Below are 23,430 nucleotides of genomic sequence, written 5' to 3' on the forward strand. Positions count from 1 at the left end.
CGCGCGGGTCGCAAGTCACGACGGCGCGCCGGGATCCCAGATCTGGGTCAGCGAGCGGTTGCCGATCCGGTCCAGCCGCGCCACGGTCGAGGCGAGCGCCGTTGCGTCGCGGCGCTCGGCGCAGGCGCCGACGTCGATCGCGACGCCGGCCAGCGTCACCAGCCCGACCTGCCAGGCCAGCCGCGACAGCTGGTCGGCATGGGCGACCACCGCGCCCAGGTCGCCTTCCTGCGCCGCCAGCACCGTGCGGCGCAGCGACCGCGCCAGCTCCTCCAGCGCGGCGCCGATCACCTGGGCGGCGCAATCCTCGCCCAGTTCGCGGACGATCTGTTCCAGCCGCTGCAGGTCGATGCGAATGGCGTCGTTCATGGACAGGATGGCGATTTTCGACATTGCTTCTTCCGGGCAGCTGCGGCGGTCACGTCAGCGCAATCTGTCACCAATCCCTCAAGAAAAGGTTATGGGCGGCGCGCTAAACCTCTCGAACTTTATCATTCGAGTGGTTATGAAACCGCACGAACGGTAGATGAGGAAGCCATGAACCAAGCCCGTCCACTGCCGAATTACCTGGTGCAACGCTATCACGGATGGCGCGCGACCGCCTTTCAGGAAAACCGCGTCTGGTATCGCCGCCTGGCCGAGGACGGTCAGCATCCGCGCGCCATGGTCATCGCCTGTTGTGATTCGCGGGTGCATGTGACCTCGATCTTCGGGGCGGATACCGGCGAGTTCTTCATCCATCGCAACATCGCCAACCTGGTGCCGCCCTATGCGCCCGACGGGCAGCAGCACGGCACCTCGGCCGCGGTGGAATATGCGGTGAACACGCTGAAGGTCGCGCATCTGGTGGTGGTGGGCCACACCAGCTGCGGCGGCGTGCAGGGCTGCCTGGCCATGTGCTCGGGCCATGCCCCGGAACTGGAAGAGAAATCCAGCTTCGTCGGCCGCTGGATGGACATCCTGCGCCCCGGCTACGACCGCGTGGCCGACCTGCCGCCCGAACAGCAGGTCCGCGCGCTGGAGCGGCAGGCGGTGCTGGTGTCGCTGGAGAATCTGATGACCTTCCCCTTCATCAGGACGGCGGTCGAATCGGGCGACCTGTCGCTGCATGGCGTGCTGCATGACATCGCCGGCGGGCTGCTCGAACAATACGACCCCGCTGTGGACGCCTTCGTCGATATCGCCTGACCGGGCCCCGTCACAAGGACATGCCATGACCCTGCCGGACCGTTCCGCCATCGCGGCGATGGATGCCAGCGACCCGATGCGCGGGTTGCGCGACGCCTTCATCCTGCTCGAGGGCGAGGTCTATCTGGACGGCAATTCGCTGGGTCCGGCGACCCATGCGGCGCAAGCCGAACTGGCCCAGGCCGCGACGCAGGAATGGGCGCAGGGGCTGATCCGCAGCTGGAACAGTGCCGGCTGGTTCGACCTGCCGCTGCACCTGGGCGACCGCATCGGCCGGCTGGTCGGCGCGGCGCCGGGGCAGGTGGTGGTGGCGGACACGACCTCGGTCAATATCTACAAGGCCCTGCATGCCGCCTTGGCGCTGCGTCCCGGTCGGCGCAGCATCGTCGCCGAATCCGGCAGCTTCCCGACCGACCTTTACATCGCCGAGGGTGTCGTCTCGACCCTGCCCGGCACGCGGCTGCGGCTGGAGGGCGTCGATGCGCCGCGGATCGAGGACATGCTGGACGGCGACGTGGCGGCCGTGCTGGTCAATCATGTGAATTACAAGACCGGGGCCCTGCGCGACATGGCGGCGCTGACGGCGCGAATCCATCAGGCCGGCGCCATCGCCATCTGGGACCTGTGCCATTCCGCCGGTGCCCTGCCGGTCGCGCTGGACGCGGCCGAGGCGGATTTCGCCGTCGGCTGCACCTATAAATACCTGAACGGCGGGCCGGGCTCGCCGGCCTTCATCTATGTCGCGACGCGGCACCAGGACCAGGCGCGGCAGCCGCTCAGCGGCTGGTGGGGGCACGCGCGGCCCTTCGCCTTCGAGACCGGCTTCCAGGGCGACCCCGGCATCCGCCGCTTTCAATGCGGCACCCAGCCCATGCTGTCGATGCGGGCGCTGAAGGGCGCGCTGGAGGTCTGGGACCGGGTTGACATGCAGGTGCTGCGGGCAAAAAGCGTCGCGTTGACCGAGCTTTTCATCCAGCTGGTCGAGGGGCTTTGCCAGGGCCGCGGCCTGGTGCTGGAATCGCCCCGTGATCCGTCGCTGCGCGGCAGCCAGGTCGCGTTCCGGCACGACCATGCCTATGAGGTGATGCAGGCGCTGATCGCGCGCGGCGTCATCGGCGATTTCCGTGCGCCCGCGACGCTGCGCTTCGGCTTCACGCCGCTTTACACCCGCCATGTCGATGTGCTGGACGCCGCCGAGACGCTGGCCGATGTGCTGGCGAGCGAAAGCTGGCGCGACCCGCGTTTCGCCCTGCGCACGGCGGTGACCTGAGGACGCTCAGCCCGGCGGGCAGACCCTGACCTCGGTGCCCCATTCGGCGCAGCGCCGGGCCAGATCCTCGGGCAGCGGGCGGTCGGTAAAGACCGCGTCAAGCTCGGACAGGCTGCCGATGCGGGCGGGCGCCGGGCGGCCCAGCTTGGAATGGTCGGTGACCAGGAAGGCATGGCGCGACTGGCGCAGGATCGAGCGGCTGACCCGCACTTCGGCCAGGTCGAAGTCCAGAAGATCGCCGTCATGGTCCAGGGCCGAGGTGCCGACCACCGCGTAATCGACCTTGAACTGCTCGAAGAACTGCGTCGTCAGCTCGCCCACCAGCCCGCCGTCCGAGCGCCGCAGCGCGCCGCCCGCCACCATGATCTCGCAGCCCGGATTGGCCAGCAGGATATTGGCGACATTCATGTTGTTGGTGACGACGGTGATGTTGGAATGATGCACCAGCGCCTGGGCCACCGCCTCGGTCGTGGTGCCGAGGTTCAGGATCAGGCTGCAATTGTCGGGGATTTCGGCGGCGCAAGCGGCGCCGATGGCGGCCTTGGCCTCGGCATGCATGCGCCGGCGCGCCTCATAGCCCAGGTTCACCGCCCCGGCGCGCGGCACCGCGCCGCCGTGGACGCGGTCCAGAAGCCCGGCCTCGGCCATTTCGCCCAGGTCGCGGCGGATCGTCTGCAGCGTCACCTCGAACCGCTGGGCCAGGTCGTCGACCAGCACCCGCCCCTCGGCGCGGGCGAGTTCAAGGATTTCGCTCTGGCGGATGCTGAGGGCCAAGGGGCTCTCCATGGCTGGAACGGTTTCACCTTAGGCGAAGCGCAGGCGCGCGCAAGCGTTCCCTACGCCGCGATGCAGCGGCGCCGATGTTCGCATGGGGGCGGAACCGGGGCGAAACGAAAGCCGCTTGACCCCGCGGCAGGGGCGGTGCAGCCTGCCGCCGGTTTTTCAAGGACAGGCCCCCATGACCCCGATCGCGCCCTTCGCCTTTGCCCTGCCGGCCCGCACCGCCTTTGGCCGGGGCGAGGCGCAAAAGGCGCCGGCGGCGATCCGCGCGCTTGGCCCGCGCGGCGTTCTGGTGCATGGCGCGAACCCGGACCGCGCGGCCTGGCTCTTGCAGGCGCTGCGGGCCGAGGGGGCCGAGGTGCTGCCCATCGCCTGCGGGGCCGAGCCGACGCTGCCGATGCTGGAGGAGGCGCTGGCCCGCGCCAAGGCGTTCGGCGCCGACTGGGTCGCGGGTTTGGGCGGCGGCGCGGTTCTGGACCTGGGCAAGGCGCTGGCCGGGCTGATCCCGGCGCCGGGCGGCATCATGGACCATCTCGAGGTCGTGGGCCGCGGGTTGCCGCTGGCGGCGGCGCCCTTGCCCTATGTCGCGCTGCCGACCACCGCCGGCACCGGGGCCGAGGCGACGCGCAACGCCGTCATCGGCCTGCCCGAACATGGCCGCAAGGTCTCGATCCGCGACGAACGGATGCTGCCGCGGCTGGCCATCGTCGATCCGGCGCTGACCGACCATTGCCCGCGCGCGGTGACGCTGGCCTCGGGGCTGGACGCGCTGGCGCAGGTGATCGAGCCCTATGTGTCGTGCAAGGCCACGCCCTTCACCGATGCGCTGGTGCGGCCGGTGATCGCACCGGGGCTGCGGGCGCTGAAGCGTCTGATGGACGCAGAGGACGCGCAGGCGCGCGACACCATGGCCTGGGTCAGCCTGTGCGGCGGCATCGCGCTGGCGAACGGCGGGCTTGGCGCCGTCCATGGCCTCGCCGGGGTGATCGGCGGCGTGGCCCCGGCCGCGCATGGCGCGATCTGCGGCGTGTTGCTGGGACCGGTGCTGGCGATGAACCGCGACCACGCCCCCGACCCGGTCCGCGTCGAGGACATCTGCCGCGAGATCGCCGCGGGCTTCGGCGGCGCGGCGGCCGATGCGCCGCAGACCCTGGCCGACTGGGCGCGCGCCGCCGGCCTGCCGGGCTTGCAGGCGCAGGGGCTGGATCCGGCGCGGCATCAGGCGGTGGCCGAGGCCTCGCTCGCCAGCTCGTCGATGAAGGGCAATCCCTTCGCGCCCTCGGCCGCGCAGCTTTGCGAGGTTCTGCGCAAGGCCGGCTGATGACCGAGAAACTGCTGTTCCAGGCGCGTTACCCCGCCACCCTGTCCTGCCTGATCCGCGACCTGACCTGCGCCCGGGCCGAGATCTGGAGCTTCGACGACGCGCCCACCCGCCGCGCCACCGAACTGGCGCTGGCCCGGCGCGGCGTCAAGGCCCGCTGCCGCTCGGCGTTGAAGCCGCTGCTGCACGCCTTCCTGGAAGAGATCGAGACCGCCGGCCTGGCCGAGGCCAGCATCACCTGCCCGCGCCACCCCGAGGCCGCGCCCGGCCGCTTCCTGCTGGAAGCCTATCCGTTGCCGGCGCTGTTCCCGCTGACCGCCTTCGATTTCCAGGAAGGCCCGGACAGCGCCGCCATGCCGGCCTATCGCGTCAGCCTGGGCTATGTCTCGGGCGAGCGGCGCGAGGTCACGGTGCTGGCGCCGAACCGGATGCACCGCGACCAGTCGGGCCATCCGGCGCTGTCGCCCTGCGGCTGGCTGGTGCAGGACGGGCAGGGCGGGCCGCTGCTGACCGATTGCGAGGCGATCTTCCGCGATGCCATGCGCTGCCTGGCCACCCAGCCCTGGCTCTCCGAGCCGTTCTTCCAGCGCCTCGACATCGCGGTGACGCTGCCGGTGCGCGACCGGGCGCTGGGGCATGGCGACGAGGCGGTCTCGGTCATCGAGGCGCTGCACGAGGACCTGTATTTCTCGGCGCTGGACCAGTTCCGGCAGCGCTTGGCGCGTCCCGCGGGCGACCGCAGCCTGCGGCCGGGCCAGATCGTGCCCGGCGTCCGCCATGGCCCCGACCACAGCCTGCGCATCACCACCCGGCCCTGGGACAGCGGCCCGGCCGATCCCGGCCAGCAGGCGCTGGACGATGCGCGCGAGCCGCTGTCGCCCGGGCAGATCGCCGAGGAACTGGCGCGGCTGCCGGGCCGGCGCTTCCAGGCGCATTCGGCCGCCGGGCGCGTGGTGCCGGCGCTGTATCTGCCCGGGCGCGACCGGGCGATGATGATCTCGGCCGGGCAGCACGCGAACGAGGTCTCGGGGCCGGTCGGCGCCCTGCGGGCGGCGCGCGACCTGGCGCGGCGCGAGGGGGCGCATTTCACGCTCTGCCCGCTGGAGAACCCCGACGGCTATGCGCTGCGTCAGGAACTGGCGCGCGACAATCCGCGCCACCTGCTGCATGCCGCGCGCTATACCGCCCTGGGCGACGACCTGGAATATCGCGCTGCGCCCCGGGCCGAGGCCGAGATCCGCGCCGTCGCGCATCACCTGTCGGGGGCGCTGCTGCATGTCAGCCTGCACGGCTATCCGGCGCATGAATGGCTGCGGCCCTTCAGCGGCTATGTCCCGCGCGGCTTCGAAAGCTGGACCATGCCGCGCGGCTTCTTCCTGATCCTGCGCCACCATCCCGGCTGGGACGCCATCGCCGCCCGGCTGGCCGAGGCGGTCACGGCCCGGCTGCGCCAGGTGCCCGGCCTTGCGGCGCGCAATGCCGCGCAACTGGCGCTGGCCCGCCAGCACGGCCTGACCGCCGAGGCGCCCGGCGGCTTTGCCCGCGTGCTGACCGAGGACGCCCGCGCCGCGACGCCGCTGCTGCTCATCACCGAATGCCCCGACCAGACCTTGCTGGGCGATGCCTTCACCGCCGCGCATGAGGCGCAGCGCGCCGCCGTGATCGCCGCCTATGACGCGCTGCAAGAGCTGGACCTGGCCGACCGGCCGCTCGCCTGAGGCGCGAAATTCGCCAAGACAAAAGCGGCATATCCGCCTATCCTGCTGAAACGGAATGGCTCTTGGGATTTCCGACCGGGGGCCCGCCTTGGTTCGGGAGAGCGTGTCATGGTTGAAGAGGCCACCGGCGAGGTGCGTTTCGCCGTCGTGCTTTACGGCGGCGTCTCGCTTGCCATCTACATGAATGGCATCGCGCAGGAACTGCTGCGCATGGTGCGCGGCAGCTCGAACCTGCCCGACGCGGCGCTGGACGAGGGCGAGAGGATCTATCGCGATCTGTCGCGCGCGCTGGCCGGCCCGCGCGGCGGGCGCAAGCGTTTCGTCATCGACATCATCTCGGGCACCTCGGCCGGCGGCATCAATGGCGTGGCGCTGGCCAAGGCGCTGGTGGTCGGCAGCCGCGACATGGCGGTGCTGCGCAAGGCCTGGACCGTCGACGCCGACATCGACAAGCTGCTGAACGACGGCGCCGCAAGGCTGAACCCCTTTGCCCCGACCGAATCGCTTCTGGACGGCGCGCATATGTATGACGTGCTGCTGGAAACCATCGCGGCGATCCGCGGCGACGGCGCGCCGCTGGCCGAGATGGTCGACCTGTTCGTGACCGCCACCGACCTGCGCGGCGTGCCGGCGCCGATCCACCTGACCGGGGCGCGGCTCGAGGAAAAGGTTCACAAGACCGTCTTTCACTTCGCCTTCGAACAGGAACGGCGCAACGATTTCACCCCGGAAAACGACGCCATGCTGGCCTTCGCGGCGCGCTGCACCTCGTCCTTTCCGGTGGCCTTTCCGCCGATGCGCTTTGCCGACATGCCGGACGGCGCCAAGGACCAGGCATTCAGCCGCTTCTTCCGCAAGGGGCTCGCGGATTACGAACAGCGCATCTATGCCGACGGCGGCTATCTGGACAACCGTCCCTTCAGCCATGCCATCGACCTGATCCCGTTCCGCCCCACCACCCTGCCGGGCGAGCGCAAGCTTCTGTTCATCGATCCCTTCCCGGCGCCACGACCCGAACGCGACGAGAGGACCGGCGTGCTGCGGCCGCAGCCGCCCGAGCCGGTGGATTTCCTGCAGAACGCCCGGCTGGCCGCCTCGACCCTGCCGCGGACCGAGGTGATCCGCGACGACATCCGCGCCATCACCCGGATGAACAACCGTCTGGAACGGCTGGGCACCCTGCAGGCGCGCTGGAAGAAGGACAAGGCCCATATCCATCGGTCAGCGCATGAGCAGGAATTGCGCGAAAAGCCGCGTGATCTGACCGAACTGGACCTGGCCGACCTGCTGACGGGCCGGGACTATGGCGACAGCTATGCGCTTTATCACCACCTGCGGGTCTATGACACGACCGACAGCCTGACCGCCATCGTCGCCCGGCTGGCGGGCTATGCGCCGGATTCGGACGAGGCGCTGTATCTGCGCCAGATCCTGCGCGCCTGGCGCGACCGGCATTTCTCGGCCTATCGCGAGGATGGCCGGGAAACCGAGAACGCCTTCCTGTCGCGTTACGACATCGGCTTCCGGTTGCGGCGGCTGATCCACCTGCGCCGGCAGATCGACGACAGTCTGGACGCGGACAACCCGCCGGCGCCGCAATCCCCCGCGCTGCTGCGCGCGGCCCGCAAGTTGGTCGAGCGCGAACTGGTCGCGGTGCGGCGCCTGGCCGACCCGCGCGAAGCCGATGCCGCCCGGCTGCTGACCAGGACCGAGATCGAGACGCTGACGGCCGAGATCGCCGCCCATTACAGCGAGGCCATGCAGCAACCGACGCTGGAGCGGCGCTACCGGCTGGCGCGCAAGGTCTATGAACTGCCGGCGATCCGGCCCTTGGTCGACCGGGCGCTGCGGCAACTCGGCACCGACATGCGGCGCGAATTCGACAAGGGCAGCGCCCGCATCCGCGAGGGGCTGCGCGACCTGCCGGAGATCCTGGCCGATTACGAGGACTTCCACTGGCACGACGTGATGACCTATCCCTTCCTCGAAGGCTCGGACGTGCAGGAACATGCGCAGGTCGAGGTGTTCCGCATCAGCCCGGCCGACAGCGCCCTGAACCCGCGGCCCGCGAAACTGGCCGGCATCGCGGTCGGCGCCTTCGGCGGCTTCCTGAACCGCGACTGGCGCGAACACGACATCCTCTGGGGCCGGCTCGACGGGGCCGAGCGCATCGTTGCCGCGCTGATGTCGGACCGCACGCCCGAGGAACGCCAGCTCTGGACCGACCGGCTGCAGAACCGCATCCTGGCCGAGGAATATGCCGACAAGACCGGCCAGGGCCGGCGGCTGGCGCTGCTGAAGGCCAAGCTGCGCGACGCCCAGGTCGACGAGGACGCCTTCGAGGACACCGCCGCCCGCGCGCTGGGGGTCAAGGACGCCCCGGCCCTGGACCTGGGGCGGTTTCGCGACAATTATAGCGAGCTGAAGCCGATCGGACCGCGCGCGCCGCAGATCGCCGGTTGGAGCAGCCGCAGCATGGCGATCCTGTCGCGGATGATCGACGACCTGCCCGACGACGGCATCCTGGGCATGCTGGGCGCCCGGGCAGCGGCGGCGCTGCGGGCGGGCGGCGGGCTGCTCTCGGGCTTCACGCGCTTTGCCATGCCGGGCAGCTATCGGCGCATGGTCGCGGACAAGCTCTTGTATCTGGCCATGTTCGCCGGGCTGCTGGTCGGGTTCCTCGGCTGGTGGACCGGCTCGGATATGGCCCGGGCCGGCTGGCTCGTGCTGGTCCTGTCGGTGGCGGTCTGGCTGGTGCTCTATTCCTTCGGCCGCTATCTGCGCGGCCGCGGCACGCTGCCGCAGGCGCTGCGCTGGTTCCTGGGGCTGATCGCCGTGGGGTTGATGGCGACCGGCCTTGTCACTGTCGCAAAATCTCTGCTGGGCTGACGCAAGCCGGGTCGCAAAATCGCATCCTTCCGTCGCAAAACTGCCCGGCCGCGGCGGGGATCGGCCTGAAAAAGGTTGCGAAAATGGCAAGACGGGCGCGACCGGAACCGGGCAAGCCTCAGCCAAGGTATGGGTTTGCAGGTCTCGGTGCCTGCGCTATCCGCAATGGCGGTCGGAACGAACCGGCCGGCAGGGGCGGAAAGCGAAGGAGAACGGTGTATGACGTCGACGATCATTGACGGGAAGGCGTTTGCTTTGGGTTTGCGGGGGCGTGTTGCCTCCGGGGTTGCGGGTCTGAAGGCGCGGGGGATCGTGCCGGGTCTTGCGGTGGTGCTGGTGGGCGAGGACCCGGCCTCGGAGGTCTATGTCCGCAACAAGGGCATCCAGACCCGCGAGGCCGGCATGGCCTCCTGGGAGCACAAGCTGCCGGCCGAGACGGCGCAGGAAGAGCTGCTGGCGCTGGTCGAGAAACTGAACCATGACCCGGCGGTGCATGGCATCCTGGTGCAGCTGCCGCTGCCCGCGCATATGGACGCCGAGGCGGTGATCAACGCCATCGAGCCCTCCAAGGACGTCGACGGCTTCCATATCCTGAACGTCGGCCTTCTGGGCACCGGGCAGAAGAGCATGGTGCCCTGCACGCCCCTGGGCTGCCTGCTGATGCTGCGCGACCGGCTGGGCGATCTCTCGGGGCTGAACGCGGTCGTGGTCGGGCGCTCGAACATCGTCGGCAAGCCGATGGCGCAGCTGCTCTTGGGCGACAGCTGCACCGTCACCATCGCGCATAGCCGCACCAGGAACCTGGCCGAGGTCTGCCGCACCGCCGACATCCTGGTCGCCGCCGTCGGCCGGCCGCGGATGATCCCCGGCGACTGGATCAAGCCCGGCGCCACGGTGATCGACGTCGGCATCAACCGCATCGAGGAGGATGGCCGCACCCGGCTGGTCGGCGACGTGGATTTCGACAGCGCGGCCCGGGTCGCCGGCGCCATCACCCCGGTGCCGGGCGGCGTCGGGCCGATGACCATCGCCTGCCTCTTGGCCAATACGCTGACCGCCTGTTGCCGGGCGAACGGGCTGCCCGACCCCGAGCTGGTCGGCTGAGACTGCCGGGGGGCGCGGGGGCTCTGCCCCCACGCGCCCGCGGCCCCAGGGTGGGGCCACGGGCGCGTTCCCCCGGGATATTTGCACAAGAAAGAAGCCGGGCCCCCGCCCGGGCACAGTGGAGAGCACGATGACCAAATACTGCCTGACCGTAGCCTGCCCGACGACGCGGGGCATCGTTGCCGCCATCTCGGGCTATCTTGCCGAGAAGGGCTGCAACATCACCGACTCGAGCCAGTTCGACGACATGGAGAACGACCAGTTCTTCATGCGCGTCAGCTTCCTGTCCGAGGAGGGCGTCGGCCTCGAGGAGCTGCGCGCCGATTTCGCCGAGACCGCCAAGGCCTTCGGCATGGTCTCCGCCTTCCATGACGAGGCCGAGAAGATGAAGGTCGTGATCATGGTCAGCCGCTTCGGCCACTGCCTGAACGACCTTCTGTATCGCTGGCGCATCGGCGCGCTGCCGATCGAGATCGTGGCGGTGATCTCGAACCACATGGACTATCAGAAGGTGGTGGTGAACCACGACATCCCCTTCCACTGCATCAAGGTCACCAAGGAGAACAAGCCGCAGGCCGAGGCCGAGCAGATGCGCATCGTGCGCGATTCGGGCGCCGAGCTGATCGTGCTGGCGCGCTACATGCAGGTCCTGTCGGACGAGATGTGCAAGGCGATGTCGGGCCGGATCATCAACATCCACCACTCGTTCCTGCCCTCGTTCAAGGGCGCCAATCCCTACAAGCAGGCCTTCGAGCGCGGCGTGAAGCTGATCGGCGCCACCTCGCATTACGTGACCGCCGACCTCGACGAGGGCCCGATCATCGAGCAGGACATTATCCGCGTCACCCATGCCCAGTCGCCCGACGACTATGTCTCGCTGGGCCGCGACGTCGAAAGCCAGGTCCTGGCCCGCGCCATCCACGCCCATATCCACCGCCGCGTCTTCCTCAATGGCAACAAGACCGTCGTCTTCCCGCCATCCCCGGGTTCCTATGCCTCCGAGCGAATGGGGTGAAAAGCCCACGCAGAGCGGCCATCGAGCCGCCCTTGTCCCAGCGCCTGTCTTCTTTGTTTTCCAATACCCCCCGCCGGAGGCCGGCAACGGCGGGGTTCACGCAGGGCGCTGACCCAGCGCGGCTTCGACGCTGGCGGCGTAGCGCACCAGCGGGCGGCGCAGCCCATGCGTCAGCAGAATGCGGCGCATGTCGCGTCGGGTTCCGGTCAGCCACAACTCGACCCCGCGCCGATGCGCCTTGTGCGCCAGGCCCTCGATCATGTTGGCGCCGGTCGCGTCCAGAAAGGGCACGGCGCTGAAATCCACCACCAGCCGGCGCGCGCCGTCGTGGATATTGTCCAGCACCGAGCCGATGCTGGCCGTCGCCCCGAAGAACAGCGCCCCCGAGATGCGATAGACCACCACGTCGCGCGGCTGCGGCTGATCCGGCCGCGCCGCGCCGTCGGGCCGGTCCGGGGCGACCAGCGGCGTCTGGTCCTCAATGCCGGTGGCCTGGCTCATGCGCTGGATGAACAGCACCGATCCCAGCGCCAGGCCGGTGACGATAGCCTCGGTCAGGTCGCGGAACACGGTCAGGGCAAAGGTCACCAGGAGCACCGCCGCCTCGCCCCGGCCCGAGCGCAGCAGGATGGCGATGGCCGGCTTCTCGATCATGTTCCAGGCCACCACGGCCAGCACCCCGGCCAGCGCCGCCAGCGGAATGTAGGCGGCGAGCGGTGCCGCGACCAGCATGAAGCCCAGGAGGAACAGCGCATGCAGCATGCCCGCCACCGGCCCATGCGCGCCCGAGCGCACATTGGTCGCGGTCCGCGCGATGGTGCCGGTGACGCAGATGCCGCCGAACAGCGCCGAGCCCATGTTCGCCACCCCCTGCGCCACCAGCTCGCAATTCGAGCGGTGGCGGCGTCCGGTCATGCCATCCGCGACCACGGCCGAGAGCAGCGATTCGATGGCGCCAAGCAGCGTCAGCGACAGCGCCGCGGGCAGCAGCGCCGCCACCTTCTGCCACGAGACATCCGGCAGCGCCGGCGCGGGCAGGGTCGAGGGGATGCCGCCGAACTTGCTGCCGATGGTCGCCACATCCGCCCCGCTCAGCGCCACGGCCCCGGCCGCCAGCGCCACGGCGATCAGCATGCCCGGCCAATGCGGCCGCAGGCGCTTCAGCCCCAGGATCACCGCGATGGTGGCCAGCGCCAGGACCAGCGCCAAGGGCGTCAGCGTGCCCCGCGCGCTCCACAGCGCCGGGATCTTCTCCAGCAGTTCCCCCGGCTCATGCGCCATGTCCAGGCCGAAGATCTCCTTCAGCTGGCTGGCGAAGATGATGACGGCGATGCCGGCGGTGAAGCCGACCGTGACCGGGAAGGGGATGAACTTGATGAAGGTGCCCAGCCGCAAGAGCCCGATCGCGACCAGCATCATCCCGGACATGAAGGTGGCGAGAATCAGCCCCTCCATGCCGTATTGCGCCACGATCCCCGCCACCAGCACGATGAAGGCCCCGGCCGGCCCGCCGATCTGGAAGCGCGAGCCGCCGAGCGCCGAGACCAGGAAGCCGCCGACGATGGCGGTATAGAGCCCCTGCGCCGGGGTCGCGCCCGAGGCGATGGCAATGGCCATCGACAGCGGCAGCGCGACGATGGCGACGGTCAACCCGGCCAGCGCGTCGGCGCGCAGCTGGGCCGCGCCATAGCCCTCGCGCAGGACGGTGACCAGTTTCGGGGTGAAAAGCGGCGCGAAACCGGGGTTCGCGCGGGCTTGCTGCATCATCTTGGGCCGCACCTTCGCAAAGGAGGCGGCGGGATCGTCGGCTGTCGTCGGCGGTCGCCGTCGCGATTAACTCGTCGGACCGGATTTCAGCCGCACGCCGCGCCCGCCCGAGGCGCTGGCAGCGCCCTCGCCGATCAGCTCGATCCCGGCGGCCTCGAGCGCCTCGACCACGCGGGTCAGGCTTTCGACGACGCCGCGCACATTGCCGTCGCTGGCTTCCATGCGCTGGATCGTGGGGACCGACAGGCCGGAAAGCTCGGCCAGCCGCTTCTGGTCGATGCCAAGCAGGGCACGCGCCGCGCGCATCTGGGCCGAGGTCATCATGCGCTGATTCCCAATCCTTGATGATGCATGTCTATCATAGACATATTGATATTTCAAATATCATTCATGCGATCTGATCTGTCATGTTCAGCCAAGCCGGGTCGAGCCGGCACGACGGCAGGGCCAGATCCGGGATGGAAGCCTGCCGACCTGCCGGAGCGCATCATGTCCGCCTTTGCGCCGAGCATCTCGGCTTGGTTACGTCCCTGATCCCGAAGCTGCGCGGGCAGCCGTCCGAGCGCGGCGAGGGGGTGCTCCGCGCCACGCTGGCGGTGGCGATCCGCTCGATTGCCGGCGCTGGTGAAGCCGGGCTTCCGGGATGAGACCCGCCTGCATGTCCGCCGCGCCTCGCGCTGTTCATGGGGCACTGACGGGGCTGCGCCATGAAAAAGGCCCCGCATCGGCGGGGCCCTTTCCTGTTCGGGGTCGGATGGATCAGAAGTCCATCTTCAGGCCCAGCGTGACGGTGCGGCCGGGGGCATAGAGCGGCATGACGCCGCGGGCATCGTATTGCACATAGCTGGAACGCTCGGAGTAGTTCCGGTCGAAGACGTTATCCACGCCAAGGTGCAGCACGACGTTCTCGTAGTTCGCGGGCCGCCATTCGCCGTAAAGGTTCAGCACGGTATAGCTCGGCGCCTCCGAGAAGCCGGCCTCGGTCAGGTAATCGCCCGACAGCTTGTCGGCCCATTCCACCGTGGCGCCGACCTTGGCGTTGTATTGCGCAAGTTCCTGGTCGACATAAAGCGTGGCGACCTTGCCGACCGGCACGGCGGTGCCGCCATTCGGCAGCCGGTCCTCGCCGTCCTGGGTCACGTCCGCCTTGGTGAAGCTGCCGCCGACCCGGCCGCTGCCCCAGCTGTAGGCGGCTTGCAGGGTGAAGCCCTTGCTGCGGTATTCCTCGACATTGTCCAGGTAATAGGGCGCATCTTCGGGATATTGCAGCTCGCCCATGTCCTTCAGCCGGGTGTCGAAGAAGGTCAGGTTGCCGGTCCAGTTGTCCTGGTCGACGTTCAGGCCCAGCTTGACGTTGCGGGCGCTGGACGCCTTGTAATCGTCAGCGACGTAAAGGTCGGCAGTGCGGGCATGCAGCAGCGCGTATTCGCCGAAGGTATGGCCCAGCCAGGTATGCGAGGCGCCGGCAAAGACTTCGTAGCCCTCGGCGAATTCATAGGACAGGGTGCCGTTCACGCTGGCGCCGGTGTCGTTGTGCTTGCCGCCATTCCAATCGGTGAAGCGGTGGTGGTCCAGCCGCAGGCCGGTGGACAGGTCGATGCCGTTGTCGAACTCGAACCGGCCCTGCACGAAGGCGCCGATCTGCATCGTCTCTAGCGACCAGTAGCGGCGGTCGGTGTCGCCGTAGTTGTCGATGTCGTAATCGTCATAGGCCCAGTCAACGCCAGCGGTGATGGTGCCCTGGCCCAGCGTATAGGTGTTCTGCAGCTTGCCGCCGATGGTCTGGTTTTCCAGATTCATGTCGCCGTTGATCGGCCGCTCGCCCGTGGCATAGTTCGGGCGCTCATACTTGTTGTTGCTGACGAACAGCATCGCCTCGGGATCCCAGGCGTCGGTCGGCGCGGTCGAGCTGTATTTCAGCGTCAGCGTGTTGCGGGTGATCTTCAGCGGATAGACGCCGCGATCGACCGGCCGGGCCGGGCTGGTCGGATACAGGTCCATGTTCATCTTGATGGTGCGGTCGGCGTCGTCCTCGGTGCGGTCATAGGCCAGCTCGACCCGGTGGGTGTCGAATTCATAGCCCAGCTTCACCAGCGCGCCGCGGACCGCGGGCTCGCTGCCGTCCATTTCAAGACCGTCGCCCGATTCGTAATTGTCGCCTTCGGTGCCATGGATCATCGCGAACCAGTCGAAGCCGCCATAGACGCCATAGCCGGCCAGCGAAGCGGAAAGGCCGCGGCCGTTGCTGCCATAGGACAGGCCGACGCGGCCGCCCTGGGTCTTGCCCTCGGTCAGCAGGTCCTTGGCGCCCACGGTCTCATAGCGCACCGCGCCCGCTGCCGCGCCGAAACCGGCATCGGCGGCGGCGGCGCCGGCCTCGACCTCGACCGATTTCAGGAAGGCCGGGTCGATCACGTTCGAGCCGGTGTGATGCCAGCTGGTCGGACCCTGCGGCACGCCGTCCACGGTCACCGCCAGGTTCGACTGCTCGAGCCCGAAGACATGGATGCGCTTGGCCGGACCCGCGCCGCCCGAGACGGTGATGGCGGAATCGCGGGCGAAGAGCTCGGACACGTCGGCGGGCTGCATCGCCTCCAGATCCTCGGGCGTGACCGTGACGCCGCCGGTGGCCTCGACATTCTCCTGGCCGCCGGCGACCAGGGTGATCGGGTTCAGCACCACGGCCTGGGCCTGGTCGCCGGCGATATCCTGCGCATGAAGCGCCGAGGCAAGGGCCAGGGTGGAAACCCCGGCAAGGGGAAGAAGCTGCGACAATCTCATGGGCGAGGCCTTCGTCAGTTGAAACTTTGCCGCGACTTCATAGGACGGTCGCCGCAATAGGCAATAAAATCCCTCAACAATTCTCACGAATGGGTGAGAGAAAAGCTAGGGTTTGTGACATTCCTGCCGCAGTCGCCCGGGCGCGGCCTTCCGCAGCCTGGCTTTGCCAAAGCCGGGCAAAGGCGCTAGAGCAGGCGCAATTCGCACCGCGGAAAGCGCAGGATGAGCATCAACCTTTATCAGAACGACCTGCCCGACGACCTGGACCTGGGTCCGGTCGTGGCCATCGACACCGAAACCATGGGGCTGGATCCGCGCCGCGACCGGCTGTGCCTGGTGCAGCTGAGCAGCGGCGACGGCAATGCCCATCTGGTGCAGATCGCCAGGGGCCAGCGCAAGGCGCCGAACCTGACCCGGATGCTGACCGACCCGAAGGTGCTGAAGCTGTTCCACTTTGGCCGCTTCGACATCGCCGCGCTGGAGGCGAACCTGGGCGTGGTCACGAAGCCCGCCTGGTGCACCAAGATCGCCAGTAAGATGGTGCGCACCTTCACCGACCGGCACGGGCTGAAATACCTGCTCTCGGAACTGGTCGGCGTGGATATTTCCAAGCAGCAGCAGACCAGCGACTGGGGCGCGACGGAGCTGACCGACGCGCAGCTGGAATATGCCGCCTCGGACGTGCTGCACCTGCATGCGCTGAAGGCCGAGCTGGAAAAGCGGCTGGAACGCGAGGGCCGCATGGGCCTGGCGCAGGCCTGTTTCGACTTCCTTCCCGCCCGGGCCCATCTGGACCTGCTGGGCTGGGGGGATGAAAACGACATCTTCCGCCATTAGGGTGCCGGGCATGAGCGCATATCTCGACACCGCCCGCAGGGTGATCCTGACCGAGGCCGAGGGCCTCGCGCAGCTGGCCGGGGCCTTGGGCGACAGCTTCGACCGCGCGGTCGAGGCGATCCTGGTCGCGCGCGGCCGCGTCGTCGTCTCGGGCATGGGGAAGTCCGGCCATGTCGGGCGCAAGATCGCGGCGACGCTGGCCTCGACCGGAACGCCGGCGCAATTCGTCCACCCGGCCGAGGCCAGCCACGGCGACCTGGGCATGGTCACGCAAAGCGACGTGGCGCTGGTCCTGTCGAACTCGGGCGAGACGCCGGAACTGGCGGACCTGATCGCCCATACCCGCCGCTTCCAGATCCCGCTGATCGGCGTCGCCAGCCGGGCCGAATCGACCCTGCTGCGCCAGGCCGACGTGGCGCTGGTGCTGCCCGCCGCGGCCGAGGCCTGCGGCACGGGGATCGTGCCCACCACCTCGACCACCATGACCATGGCCCTGGGCGATGCGCTGGCCGTGGCGCTGATGGAGCACCGCAAGTTCACGCCCGAGCATTTCCGCACCTTCCACCCCGGCGGCAAGCTGGGCGCCAAGCTGTCGCGCGTGGCCGACCTGATGCATCAGGACATCCCGCTGGTGCCGGAAACCGCGCCGATGGCCGACGCGCTGCTGACCATCAGCCAGAAAAGCTTCGGCGTCACCGGCGTCACCGATGCGCAGGGCCGGCTGACCGGCATCATCACCGACGGCGACCTGCGGCGGCACATGCAGGGCCTGCTGGACCATACCGCCGCCGAGGTGATGACCCGCAACCCGCGCACCATCGGCCCCGGACAACTGGCCGAGGCGGCGCTGGCCGAGATGCAGAACCGCCGCATCACCAGCCTGTTCGTGGTGGGCGAGGACGGCCAGCCGGTCGGGCTGATCCATATCCACGACTTCCTGCGCACCGGGATGGTCTAGGCCATGACCCGCTCGCGCATCGTGGCCCTGCTGCGCGTGATCCTGCCGCTGACGGCGCTGGCGATCCTGTCGGTGCTGTTCCTCCTGGGCCGCAAGCCCGACCCCGAGGCGAGCATTCCCTATGCCGACGTCGATCCGCGCGAACTGGCCGAGCGGCAGGTGGTGACCAGTCCCAGCTATGCCGGCGTGACCGAGGACGGCGCCCAGATCAGCGTCACCGGCGACGAGGCGGTGCCCGGCAAGGATGGCGGCGGCAGCGCGACGGCGGTGCGCATGACGCTGCGCGCCCGCGACGGCCGGGCGGCGGACGTCAGCGCCGGGGCCGCCTCGCTGGCCGGCGACCAGGTCCGGCTGGGCGAGGGCGCGCGCATGACCACCGCCGACGGCTGGGTGCTGACCGCGCCCGAGTTCCTGGCCTCGACCACCGCCGGCACCGTGGTGTCCGACGACGAGGTCAATGTCCGCGCCCCCTTCGGCGAACTGACCGCCGGCCGGGCCGAATTGCGCCCCTCGGGCGACGGCAGCGGCGATCACGTTCTTGATTTGAGCGGCGGAGTCCGATTGATATACCGGCCATGACCCTCGCGCCCCTCCGCCGCATTCCGGGGCTTCTCATGCGCCAGAAAGGAAACCCGATGATCCGGCCCGGACCGCTTTTGCCCGTGATCCTGTCGCTTGCGCTGGTGTGCGGACAAGCGGGCGCGGCCGGCGCGCAGGCGACTTCGGGCTTCGGCAATGCGCAGGACGTCAAGCAGCCGGTCGAGGTCACCGCCGACGCGCTGTCGGTGGACCAGAAGACCGGCCGGGCGACCTTCAGCGGCAATGTGCTGATCGGCCAGGGCGCGATGCGGCTTTCCGCCGACAGCGTCACCGTGACCTATGCCCAGGGCGGGCAAAACCGCATCAGCGCGCTGCATGCCGAGGGCAACGTCACCCTGGTCAGCGGCGCGGACGCGGCCGAGGCCGGGGCCGCCGATTACGACGTCGAATCGGGCAATGTCGTGCTGACCGGCGACGTGCTGGTGACCCAGGCCGGCAATGTGCTGGCGGGCGAGAAGGTCACGGTGAACCTCGCCACCGGCACGGCCCAGGCCTCGGGCCGGGTGCGCAGCGTGCTGCAACCGGGAAGCCAGCGATGAGCCAGCCGGAACAGGGGCTGCGCGTCAGCGGCCTGCGCAAATCCTATCGCAACCGTCCGGTGATCCGCGACGTGGCGCTGCGGCTGGACCGCGGCGAGGTGGTGGCGCTGCTGGGCCCGAACGGCTCGGGCAAGACGACCTGTTTCTATTGCGTCGCGGGGCTGGTTTCGCCCGATTCGGGGCAGGTGCTGATCGACGGGCAGGACGCGACGCGGCTGCCGATGTATCGCCGCGCCCAGATGGGTATCGGCTACCTGCCGCAGGAGATGTCGATCTTTCGCGGGCTGACGGTCGAGCAGAACATCATGGCCGTGCTGGAACTGGTCGAGCCGCATGTGCATCAGCGCCGCGAGCGGCTCGAGGAGCTGCTGGGCGATTTCTCGATCGGGCATCTGCGGGGCGCCGCGGCCATGGCGCTGTCGGGGGGCGAGCGGCGCCGGGTCGAGATCGCGCGCTGCCTGGCGGCCGATCCGGCCTATCTGCTTCTGGATGAACCCTTCGCCGGCGTGGATCCCATCGCCGTGGGCGAGATTCGCAGCCTGGTCCACGACCTGAAAAGCCGCGGCATCGGCGTGCTGATCACCGATCACAACGTCCGCGAGACGCTGGAGATCGTCGACCGCGCCTATATCCTGCACGACGGCCATGTGCTGATGTCGGGCACCACGGCCGAGATCGTGGCCGATCCGCAGGTCCGCCGCGTCTACCTGGGCGAAGCCTTCCGCATGAACTGACGGCGGCTTCGCGCGTTCCCTTCGCGCAGCCGTTGACACAGGCCCGCGGCTGTCACCAAATGAAGGGACGGCGGGGCAAGAACGCCCGGCCCGACAAACCCGGGCGGCGCCTGCGCGAGGGCCGCGACCACACCGGGCAACCGAAAGGACGGACACCCATGCGCTACCAGATCAGCGGAAAACAGATCGACGTCGGCGACGCGCTTTCGACGCATGTGAAGACCGAACTGGGCGAGACCATCGACAAGTATTCCCAGCGTCCCACCGACGCGACGGTGATCTTTTCCCGCAACGCGCATGAATTCATCTGCGATGCCGTGGTGCATCTGTCGACCGGGCTCAACGTCTCGGCCAAGGGTGCCTCGACCGAGGTCTACGCCGCCTTCGAGCAATGCCGCGAGCGCATGGACAAGCAGCTGCGCCGCTACAAGCGCCGGCTGAAGGACCACCACAAGGACCGGGTCGAGCCGGTTGCCTTCGAAGCCGCCGGCATGTATGTGCTGGCCGCCGATGAGGACGAATGGGAAACGCAGGACGACGGCCTGCAACCCATGATCATCGCCGAGATGGAAACCCGCGTGCCCACCCTGTCGGTGGGCGAGGCGGTCATGCAGATGGAACTGGCCGGCAGCCCGCTGCTGGTCTTTCGCAACGAGAAACATGGGGGCGTGAACGTCGTTCACCGCCGCGATGACGGCAACGTGGGCTGGATCGACCCCCGCAACCTGGGCTAGACTGCACGGAACAGTCTTGAGAAAACCAAACGTCCCGGCCGTGGTATCTGCGGCCGGGACTAGCACAATTTCGGGCGACATGCAGATCAGCGACATTCTCTCTCCCGCCGCGGTGCGGACGATGAGCCAGACCACCAGCAAGAAGCGGCTGTTCCAGGAAATCGCCGAGCAGGCGCGCGCCGTCTATGGCGTCGATGCCCCGCAGACGCTGGACGCGCTTCAGGAACGCGAGACGCTGGGGCCGACCGGCGTCGGCCATGGCGTGGCGCTGCCCCATGCCCGGCTGCATGGGCTGGACCGGGTGGTCGGGCTGTTCCTGCGGCTGGAAAAGCCGCTGGACTTCGACGCGGTGGACCGCCAGCCGGTGGACCTGATCTTTGCGCTGCTGGCCCCGAAAAGCTCGGGCGTGGATCATCTCAAGGCCTTGGCGCTGGTGTCGCGCACCCTGCGCGACCAGGACCTGCGCGCCAAGCTGCGCGCCAATGACGACCCGGTTGCGCTGCATGCCATGCTGGCGGCGGCCCCGGGCATCAAGGCCGCCTGACCGCCTTCGGGGGGTGAAATCCGCCCCCGAACAGGCTATAGTCCTCGCGGGAGGACTATCGCATGACCAGACATATCGCGGATCACGCGCGGGAAAGCGGCAGCAGCCGCGCCCGCAACTTTACCCGGCAGGAACGGGAATCCGGCACCCATCCCGCCATCGCGGCGCTGCGCATGCGGCCGCGGTCGCGCGACGAATCGGGCAACCGCCGGGCCGCCGAATTCGCCCGCATCGAACGCGGGCGCCAGGCCTGATACCGGAACAGCCGAATCGAGACCGGCCGGGCATCGCTGCCCGGCCGGTTTGCTTTTGCCCCTGGGCGATGCTCAGGCGCGGACCAGCGCCTCGTAATCCGCGGCGATCTTGCGGGTGTGGTCGCCGACCTGGAAATGCCAGTCGCCGATCTGCCCGACCGGAGTGACCTCGGCCGCGGTGCCGGTCAGGAAGCATTCCTGGAAGCCGTCCAGCTCCTCGGGCTTGATGCGGCGTTCATGCACCGGGGTGCCGTTGTCCTTCAGCATCTGGATGACGGTCTGCCGGGTGAGGCCGTTCAGGAAGCGGTCGGCCAGGGGCGTATGCACCTCGCCGTCCTTGACGAAGAAGATATTCGCGCCGGTGGCCTCGGCGACATAGCCCTCCCAGTCCATGAACAGCGCGTCCGAGCAGCCCTTCTCCTCGGCGGCGTGCTTGGACATGGTGCAGATCATGTAAAGCCCGGCGGCCTTGGCGGCGGTGGGGATGGTCTCGGGGCTGGGCCGCTTCCACTTGGCGATGTCCAGCTTGGCGCCCTGCCATTTCGCGTCGCCGTAATAGCTGCCCCATTCCCAGGCGGCGACGGCCATGCGCACCGGGTTGCGGCGGGCCGAAACCCCCATGTCCTCGCCCGAGCCGCGCCACATCACCGCGCGGACATAGGCGTCCTTGAAGCCGTTGGCCTCCAGCACGGCGGTTTTCGCCGCGTCGATCTCTTCGGCGCTATAGGGCGATTGCATGTCCAGCAGCCGGGCCGATTCGATCAGCCGCAGCGAATGCTCGTGGCCCTTGAAGATCTTGCCGCTGTAGCAACGTTCGCCCTCGAACACCGAACTGGCATAGTGCAGCGCATGGGTTAGGATGTGGACATTCGCCTCGCGCCACTCCACCAGCTTGCCATCCATCCAGATCTTGCCGTCACGATCGTCATACGCGCCTGCCATTTTTCCCTCCGGCCGGTTCTGTTTTCGGAATGTTGCGTGTCCTTGTCGCATCCGGCAAAGAAAATTGCGCAACTTGGGCCTTTGGCTATCCATTCATGGTTGGAAAGTCAACAAGCCTGACGTAATAAGAGCCATGCGTTACGGGGATGTCATGCAAAACAAGGTGAGCGTATCGGGGGCGGGGGGCGAAAGCCTGCTGTTTCTGACCGACGACCAGCTGCGGCGCGGGATCGAGGCGATGTTCTTCGCCTATCGCGCCTTCACGGCCGATCCCGACCTGATCCTGGCCGAGCTGGACTATGGCCGCGCCCATCACCGCGCGATCCATTTCATTAACCGCGAGCCGGGGCTGACGGTGACGGCGCTGCTGGACGTGCTGGGCGTGACCAAGCAGTCGCTGAACCGGGTGCTGCGCACGCTGATCGAGGACGGGCTGGTCGAAAGCCGCATCGGCCGCCGCGACCGGCGCGAGCGCCAGCTCTACCTGACCGAGCAGGGCGCGGCGCTGGAACGGCGCCTGACCGAGGCCCAGCGCGCCCGCATGCGCGCCGCCTATCGCGCCGCCGGGCCGCAGGCGGTGGCGGGCTTTCGCCAGGTGCTCGAGGCGATGATGGACCGCGACACGCTGCGCCAGTATCGCGCGCTGAAAGACCTGCCGGAGACGCCATGACCCCCGATCCGCAGCCGGCGGCCCATATCCTGGTCGTCGACGACGACGAACGCATCCGCAGCCTGCTGCGCCGCTTCCTGATGCGCAACGGCTTCCTGGTGACAACGGCGCGCGATGCCGCGCAGGCCCGGCGGCTGCTGGGCGGGCTCGACTTCGACCTGATCGTGCTCGACGTGATGATGCCGGGCGAGGACGGCTTCACCCTGACCCGCGACCTGCGCCAGCGCCTGGCGACGCCGATCCTGCTTTTGACCGCCAAGGGCGAGACCGGCGACCGCATCGAGGGTTTCGAAAGCGGTGCCGACGACTATCTGCCCAAGCCCTTCGAGCCGCGCGAACTGCTGCTGCGCATCGCCGCCATCCTGCGCCGCATGCCGACGGCCGAGGCGCGCGGGCCGAAATTCCTGTCGCTGGGCCCGCTGCGCTATGATGCCGACAAGGGCGAATTGTGGCAGGGCGAGGCGCCGCTGCGCCTGACCGGCACCGAACAGGCGCTGCTGAAGCGCCTGGCCGATACGCCGCGCCAGCCGGTCAGCCGCGCTGAACTGATCGAAGACCTGGGCCGCAATCCGGTCGAGGAACCCGGCGAGAACTCCGAACGCGCCATCGACGTGCAGATCACCCGCCTGCGCCGCAAGATCGAGCCGGACCCGAAAGAGCCGCGCTATCTGCAGACCGTGCGCGGCACGGGATACATGCTGGTGCCCGACTAGGAACCCCGCGCGGCCTTCGCGGCCGCAATGGGTATTTGGGCAACAGAGAAGGGCCGAGCGCGGCGCCCCGTG

General features: G+C 68.7%; 24 protein-coding genes. 18 read left to right on the forward strand and 6 right to left on the reverse strand.

All coding sequences use genetic code 11. From position 1 onward, the window contains the following. Positions 1-15: 15 nt before the first annotated feature. Positions 16-393 carry a hypothetical protein gene (locus tag PARN5_RS0107645; RefSeq protein WP_017999183.1) on the reverse strand — a complete coding sequence of 126 codons (378 nt, stop codon included), beginning with the start codon at positions 391-393 and terminating at the stop codon, positions 16-18. 144 nt (positions 394-537) lie between these two features. Between PARN5_RS0107645 and PARN5_RS0107650 the strand changes: the two genes are divergently transcribed. Both PARN5_RS0107650 and kynU read left to right on the forward strand, forming a co-directional pair. Next, positions 538-1,188 carry a carbonic anhydrase gene (locus PARN5_RS0107650; protein ID WP_017999184.1) on the forward strand — a complete coding sequence of 217 codons (651 nt, stop codon included), beginning with the start codon at positions 538-540 and terminating at the stop codon, positions 1,186-1,188. Between the two features lie 25 nt (positions 1,189-1,213). After that, the gene (kynU, locus tag PARN5_RS0107655; RefSeq protein ID WP_017999185.1) at positions 1,214-2,458 is read left to right on the forward strand and encodes a kynureninase; all 1,245 of its coding nucleotides are present in this window, start codon (positions 1,214-1,216) and stop codon (positions 2,456-2,458) included. 6 nt (positions 2,459-2,464) lie between these two features. Here the strand turns inward: kynU and PARN5_RS0107660 are convergent, their stop codons facing one another. Next, complete coding sequence (locus tag PARN5_RS0107660; protein WP_026155258.1) at positions 2,465-3,232, reverse strand: DeoR/GlpR family DNA-binding transcription regulator; 768 nt, start codon at positions 3,230-3,232, stop codon at positions 2,465-2,467. 184 nt (positions 3,233-3,416) lie between these two features. Here PARN5_RS0107660 and PARN5_RS0107665 point away from each other — a divergent pair, with 184 nt between their 5' ends. The 5 genes from PARN5_RS0107665 (at position 3,417) to purU (ending at position 11,285) form a co-directional block, all read left to right on the forward strand. Further along, a complete protein-coding gene (locus tag PARN5_RS0107665; protein ID WP_017999187.1) occupies positions 3,417-4,559 on the forward strand; it encodes an iron-containing alcohol dehydrogenase in 1,143 nt (380 codons plus the stop codon). After that, the gene (locus PARN5_RS0107670) at positions 4,559-6,277 is read left to right on the forward strand and encodes a hypothetical protein (protein WP_017999188.1); all 1,719 of its coding nucleotides are present in this window, start codon (positions 4,559-4,561) and stop codon (positions 6,275-6,277) included. The genes PARN5_RS0107665 and PARN5_RS0107670 overlap by 1 nt, the downstream gene beginning before the upstream one ends. Positions 6,278-6,385: 108 nt before the next feature. Further along, positions 6,386-9,166, forward strand: a complete 2,781-nt coding sequence (locus tag PARN5_RS0107675; RefSeq protein ID WP_017999189.1) for a patatin-like protein — start codon at positions 6,386-6,388, stop codon at positions 9,164-9,166. 219 nt (positions 9,167-9,385) lie between these two features. Continuing rightward, positions 9,386-10,270, forward strand: a complete 885-nt coding sequence (gene folD, locus PARN5_RS0107680; RefSeq protein ID WP_026155261.1) for a bifunctional methylenetetrahydrofolate dehydrogenase/methenyltetrahydrofolate cyclohydrolase FolD — start codon at positions 9,386-9,388, stop codon at positions 10,268-10,270. Between the two features lie 130 nt (positions 10,271-10,400). Then, positions 10,401-11,285 carry a formyltetrahydrofolate deformylase gene (gene purU, locus PARN5_RS0107685; protein WP_017999191.1) on the forward strand — a complete coding sequence of 295 codons (885 nt, stop codon included), beginning with the start codon at positions 10,401-10,403 and terminating at the stop codon, positions 11,283-11,285. Between the two features lie 96 nt (positions 11,286-11,381). Here the strand turns inward: purU and PARN5_RS0107690 are convergent, their stop codons facing one another. After that, positions 11,382-13,052, reverse strand: a complete 1,671-nt coding sequence (locus PARN5_RS0107690; RefSeq protein ID WP_017999192.1) for a SulP family inorganic anion transporter — start codon at positions 13,050-13,052, stop codon at positions 11,382-11,384. A gap of 66 nt (positions 13,053-13,118) precedes the next feature. Beyond that, positions 13,119-13,376 (reverse strand): helix-turn-helix domain-containing protein, encoded by a 258-nt coding sequence (locus PARN5_RS0107695; RefSeq protein ID WP_017999193.1) that lies wholly within the window; start codon positions 13,374-13,376, stop codon positions 13,119-13,121. A 194-nt stretch (positions 13,377-13,570) separates the two neighbouring features. Here PARN5_RS0107695 and PARN5_RS25090 point away from each other — a divergent pair, with 194 nt between their 5' ends. Further along, positions 13,571-13,699, forward strand: coding sequence for a hypothetical protein (locus tag PARN5_RS25090; RefSeq protein WP_276269676.1), 129 nt, complete (start codon positions 13,571-13,573; stop codon positions 13,697-13,699). Between the two features lie 112 nt (positions 13,700-13,811). On the opposite strand, the gene PARN5_RS0107700 is transcribed toward PARN5_RS25090, so the two are convergent. Further along, entirely contained in the window at positions 13,812-15,833 is a 2,022-nt protein-coding gene (locus PARN5_RS0107700) for a TonB-dependent receptor (protein WP_026155262.1), read from the reverse strand. A gap of 222 nt (positions 15,834-16,055) precedes the next feature. On the opposite strand from PARN5_RS0107700, the gene PARN5_RS0107705 reads away from it, so the two are divergent. The 8 genes from PARN5_RS0107705 (at position 16,056) to PARN5_RS0107740 (ending at position 21,033) form a co-directional block, all read left to right on the forward strand. Next, on the forward strand, positions 16,056-16,670 hold the full coding sequence (locus PARN5_RS0107705) for a ribonuclease H-like domain-containing protein (protein WP_017999195.1): 615 nt from the start codon (positions 16,056-16,058) through the stop codon (positions 16,668-16,670). A 10-nt stretch (positions 16,671-16,680) separates the two neighbouring features. Then, positions 16,681-17,628: a KpsF/GutQ family sugar-phosphate isomerase gene (locus tag PARN5_RS0107710; RefSeq protein WP_017999196.1), complete on the forward strand. Its 948-nt coding sequence runs from the start codon at positions 16,681-16,683 to the stop codon at positions 17,626-17,628. A gap of 3 nt (positions 17,629-17,631) precedes the next feature. After that, complete coding sequence (locus PARN5_RS0107715; RefSeq protein ID WP_017999197.1) at positions 17,632-18,207, forward strand: hypothetical protein; 576 nt, start codon at positions 17,632-17,634, stop codon at positions 18,205-18,207. A 56-nt stretch (positions 18,208-18,263) separates the two neighbouring features. Next, positions 18,264-18,767 carry a lipopolysaccharide transport periplasmic protein LptA gene (gene lptA, locus PARN5_RS0107720; RefSeq protein ID WP_017999198.1) on the forward strand — a complete coding sequence of 168 codons (504 nt, stop codon included), beginning with the start codon at positions 18,264-18,266 and terminating at the stop codon, positions 18,765-18,767. Continuing rightward, positions 18,764-19,501 carry an LPS export ABC transporter ATP-binding protein gene (lptB, locus tag PARN5_RS0107725; RefSeq protein ID WP_017999199.1) on the forward strand — a complete coding sequence of 246 codons (738 nt, stop codon included), beginning with the start codon at positions 18,764-18,766 and terminating at the stop codon, positions 19,499-19,501. The genes lptA and lptB overlap by 4 nt, the downstream gene beginning before the upstream one ends. 158 nt (positions 19,502-19,659) lie before the next feature. Further along, positions 19,660-20,235 (forward strand): ribosome-associated translation inhibitor RaiA, encoded by a 576-nt coding sequence (raiA, locus tag PARN5_RS0107730; RefSeq protein ID WP_017999200.1) that lies wholly within the window; start codon positions 19,660-19,662, stop codon positions 20,233-20,235. A gap of 79 nt (positions 20,236-20,314) precedes the next feature. Then, a complete protein-coding gene (locus PARN5_RS0107735; RefSeq protein WP_017999201.1) occupies positions 20,315-20,779 on the forward strand; it encodes a PTS sugar transporter subunit IIA in 465 nt (154 codons plus the stop codon). 62 nt (positions 20,780-20,841) lie between these two features. Beyond that, positions 20,842-21,033: a hypothetical protein gene (locus tag PARN5_RS0107740; protein WP_017999202.1), complete on the forward strand. Its 192-nt coding sequence runs from the start codon at positions 20,842-20,844 to the stop codon at positions 21,031-21,033. 72 nt (positions 21,034-21,105) lie between these two features. Here PARN5_RS0107740 and PARN5_RS0107745 read toward each other — a convergent pair whose 3' ends face one another. Further along, a complete protein-coding gene (locus tag PARN5_RS0107745; RefSeq protein ID WP_017999203.1) occupies positions 21,106-21,975 on the reverse strand; it encodes a branched-chain amino acid aminotransferase in 870 nt (289 codons plus the stop codon). A gap of 151 nt (positions 21,976-22,126) precedes the next feature. Here PARN5_RS0107745 and PARN5_RS0107750 point away from each other — a divergent pair, with 151 nt between their 5' ends. Both PARN5_RS0107750 and PARN5_RS0107755 read left to right on the forward strand, forming a co-directional pair. Beyond that, positions 22,127-22,645: a MarR family transcriptional regulator gene (locus PARN5_RS0107750; RefSeq protein WP_026155263.1), complete on the forward strand. Its 519-nt coding sequence runs from the start codon at positions 22,127-22,129 to the stop codon at positions 22,643-22,645. After that, a complete protein-coding gene (locus PARN5_RS0107755; RefSeq protein WP_017999205.1) occupies positions 22,642-23,358 on the forward strand; it encodes a response regulator in 717 nt (238 codons plus the stop codon). The genes PARN5_RS0107750 and PARN5_RS0107755 overlap by 4 nt, the downstream gene beginning before the upstream one ends. The last annotated feature ends 72 nt before the right edge of the window (positions 23,359-23,430 follow it).

Origin of the sequence: Paracoccus sp. N5 (assembly GCF_000371965.1) — a bacterium.
Lineage (GTDB): Bacteria > Pseudomonadota > Alphaproteobacteria > Rhodobacterales > Rhodobacteraceae > Paracoccus.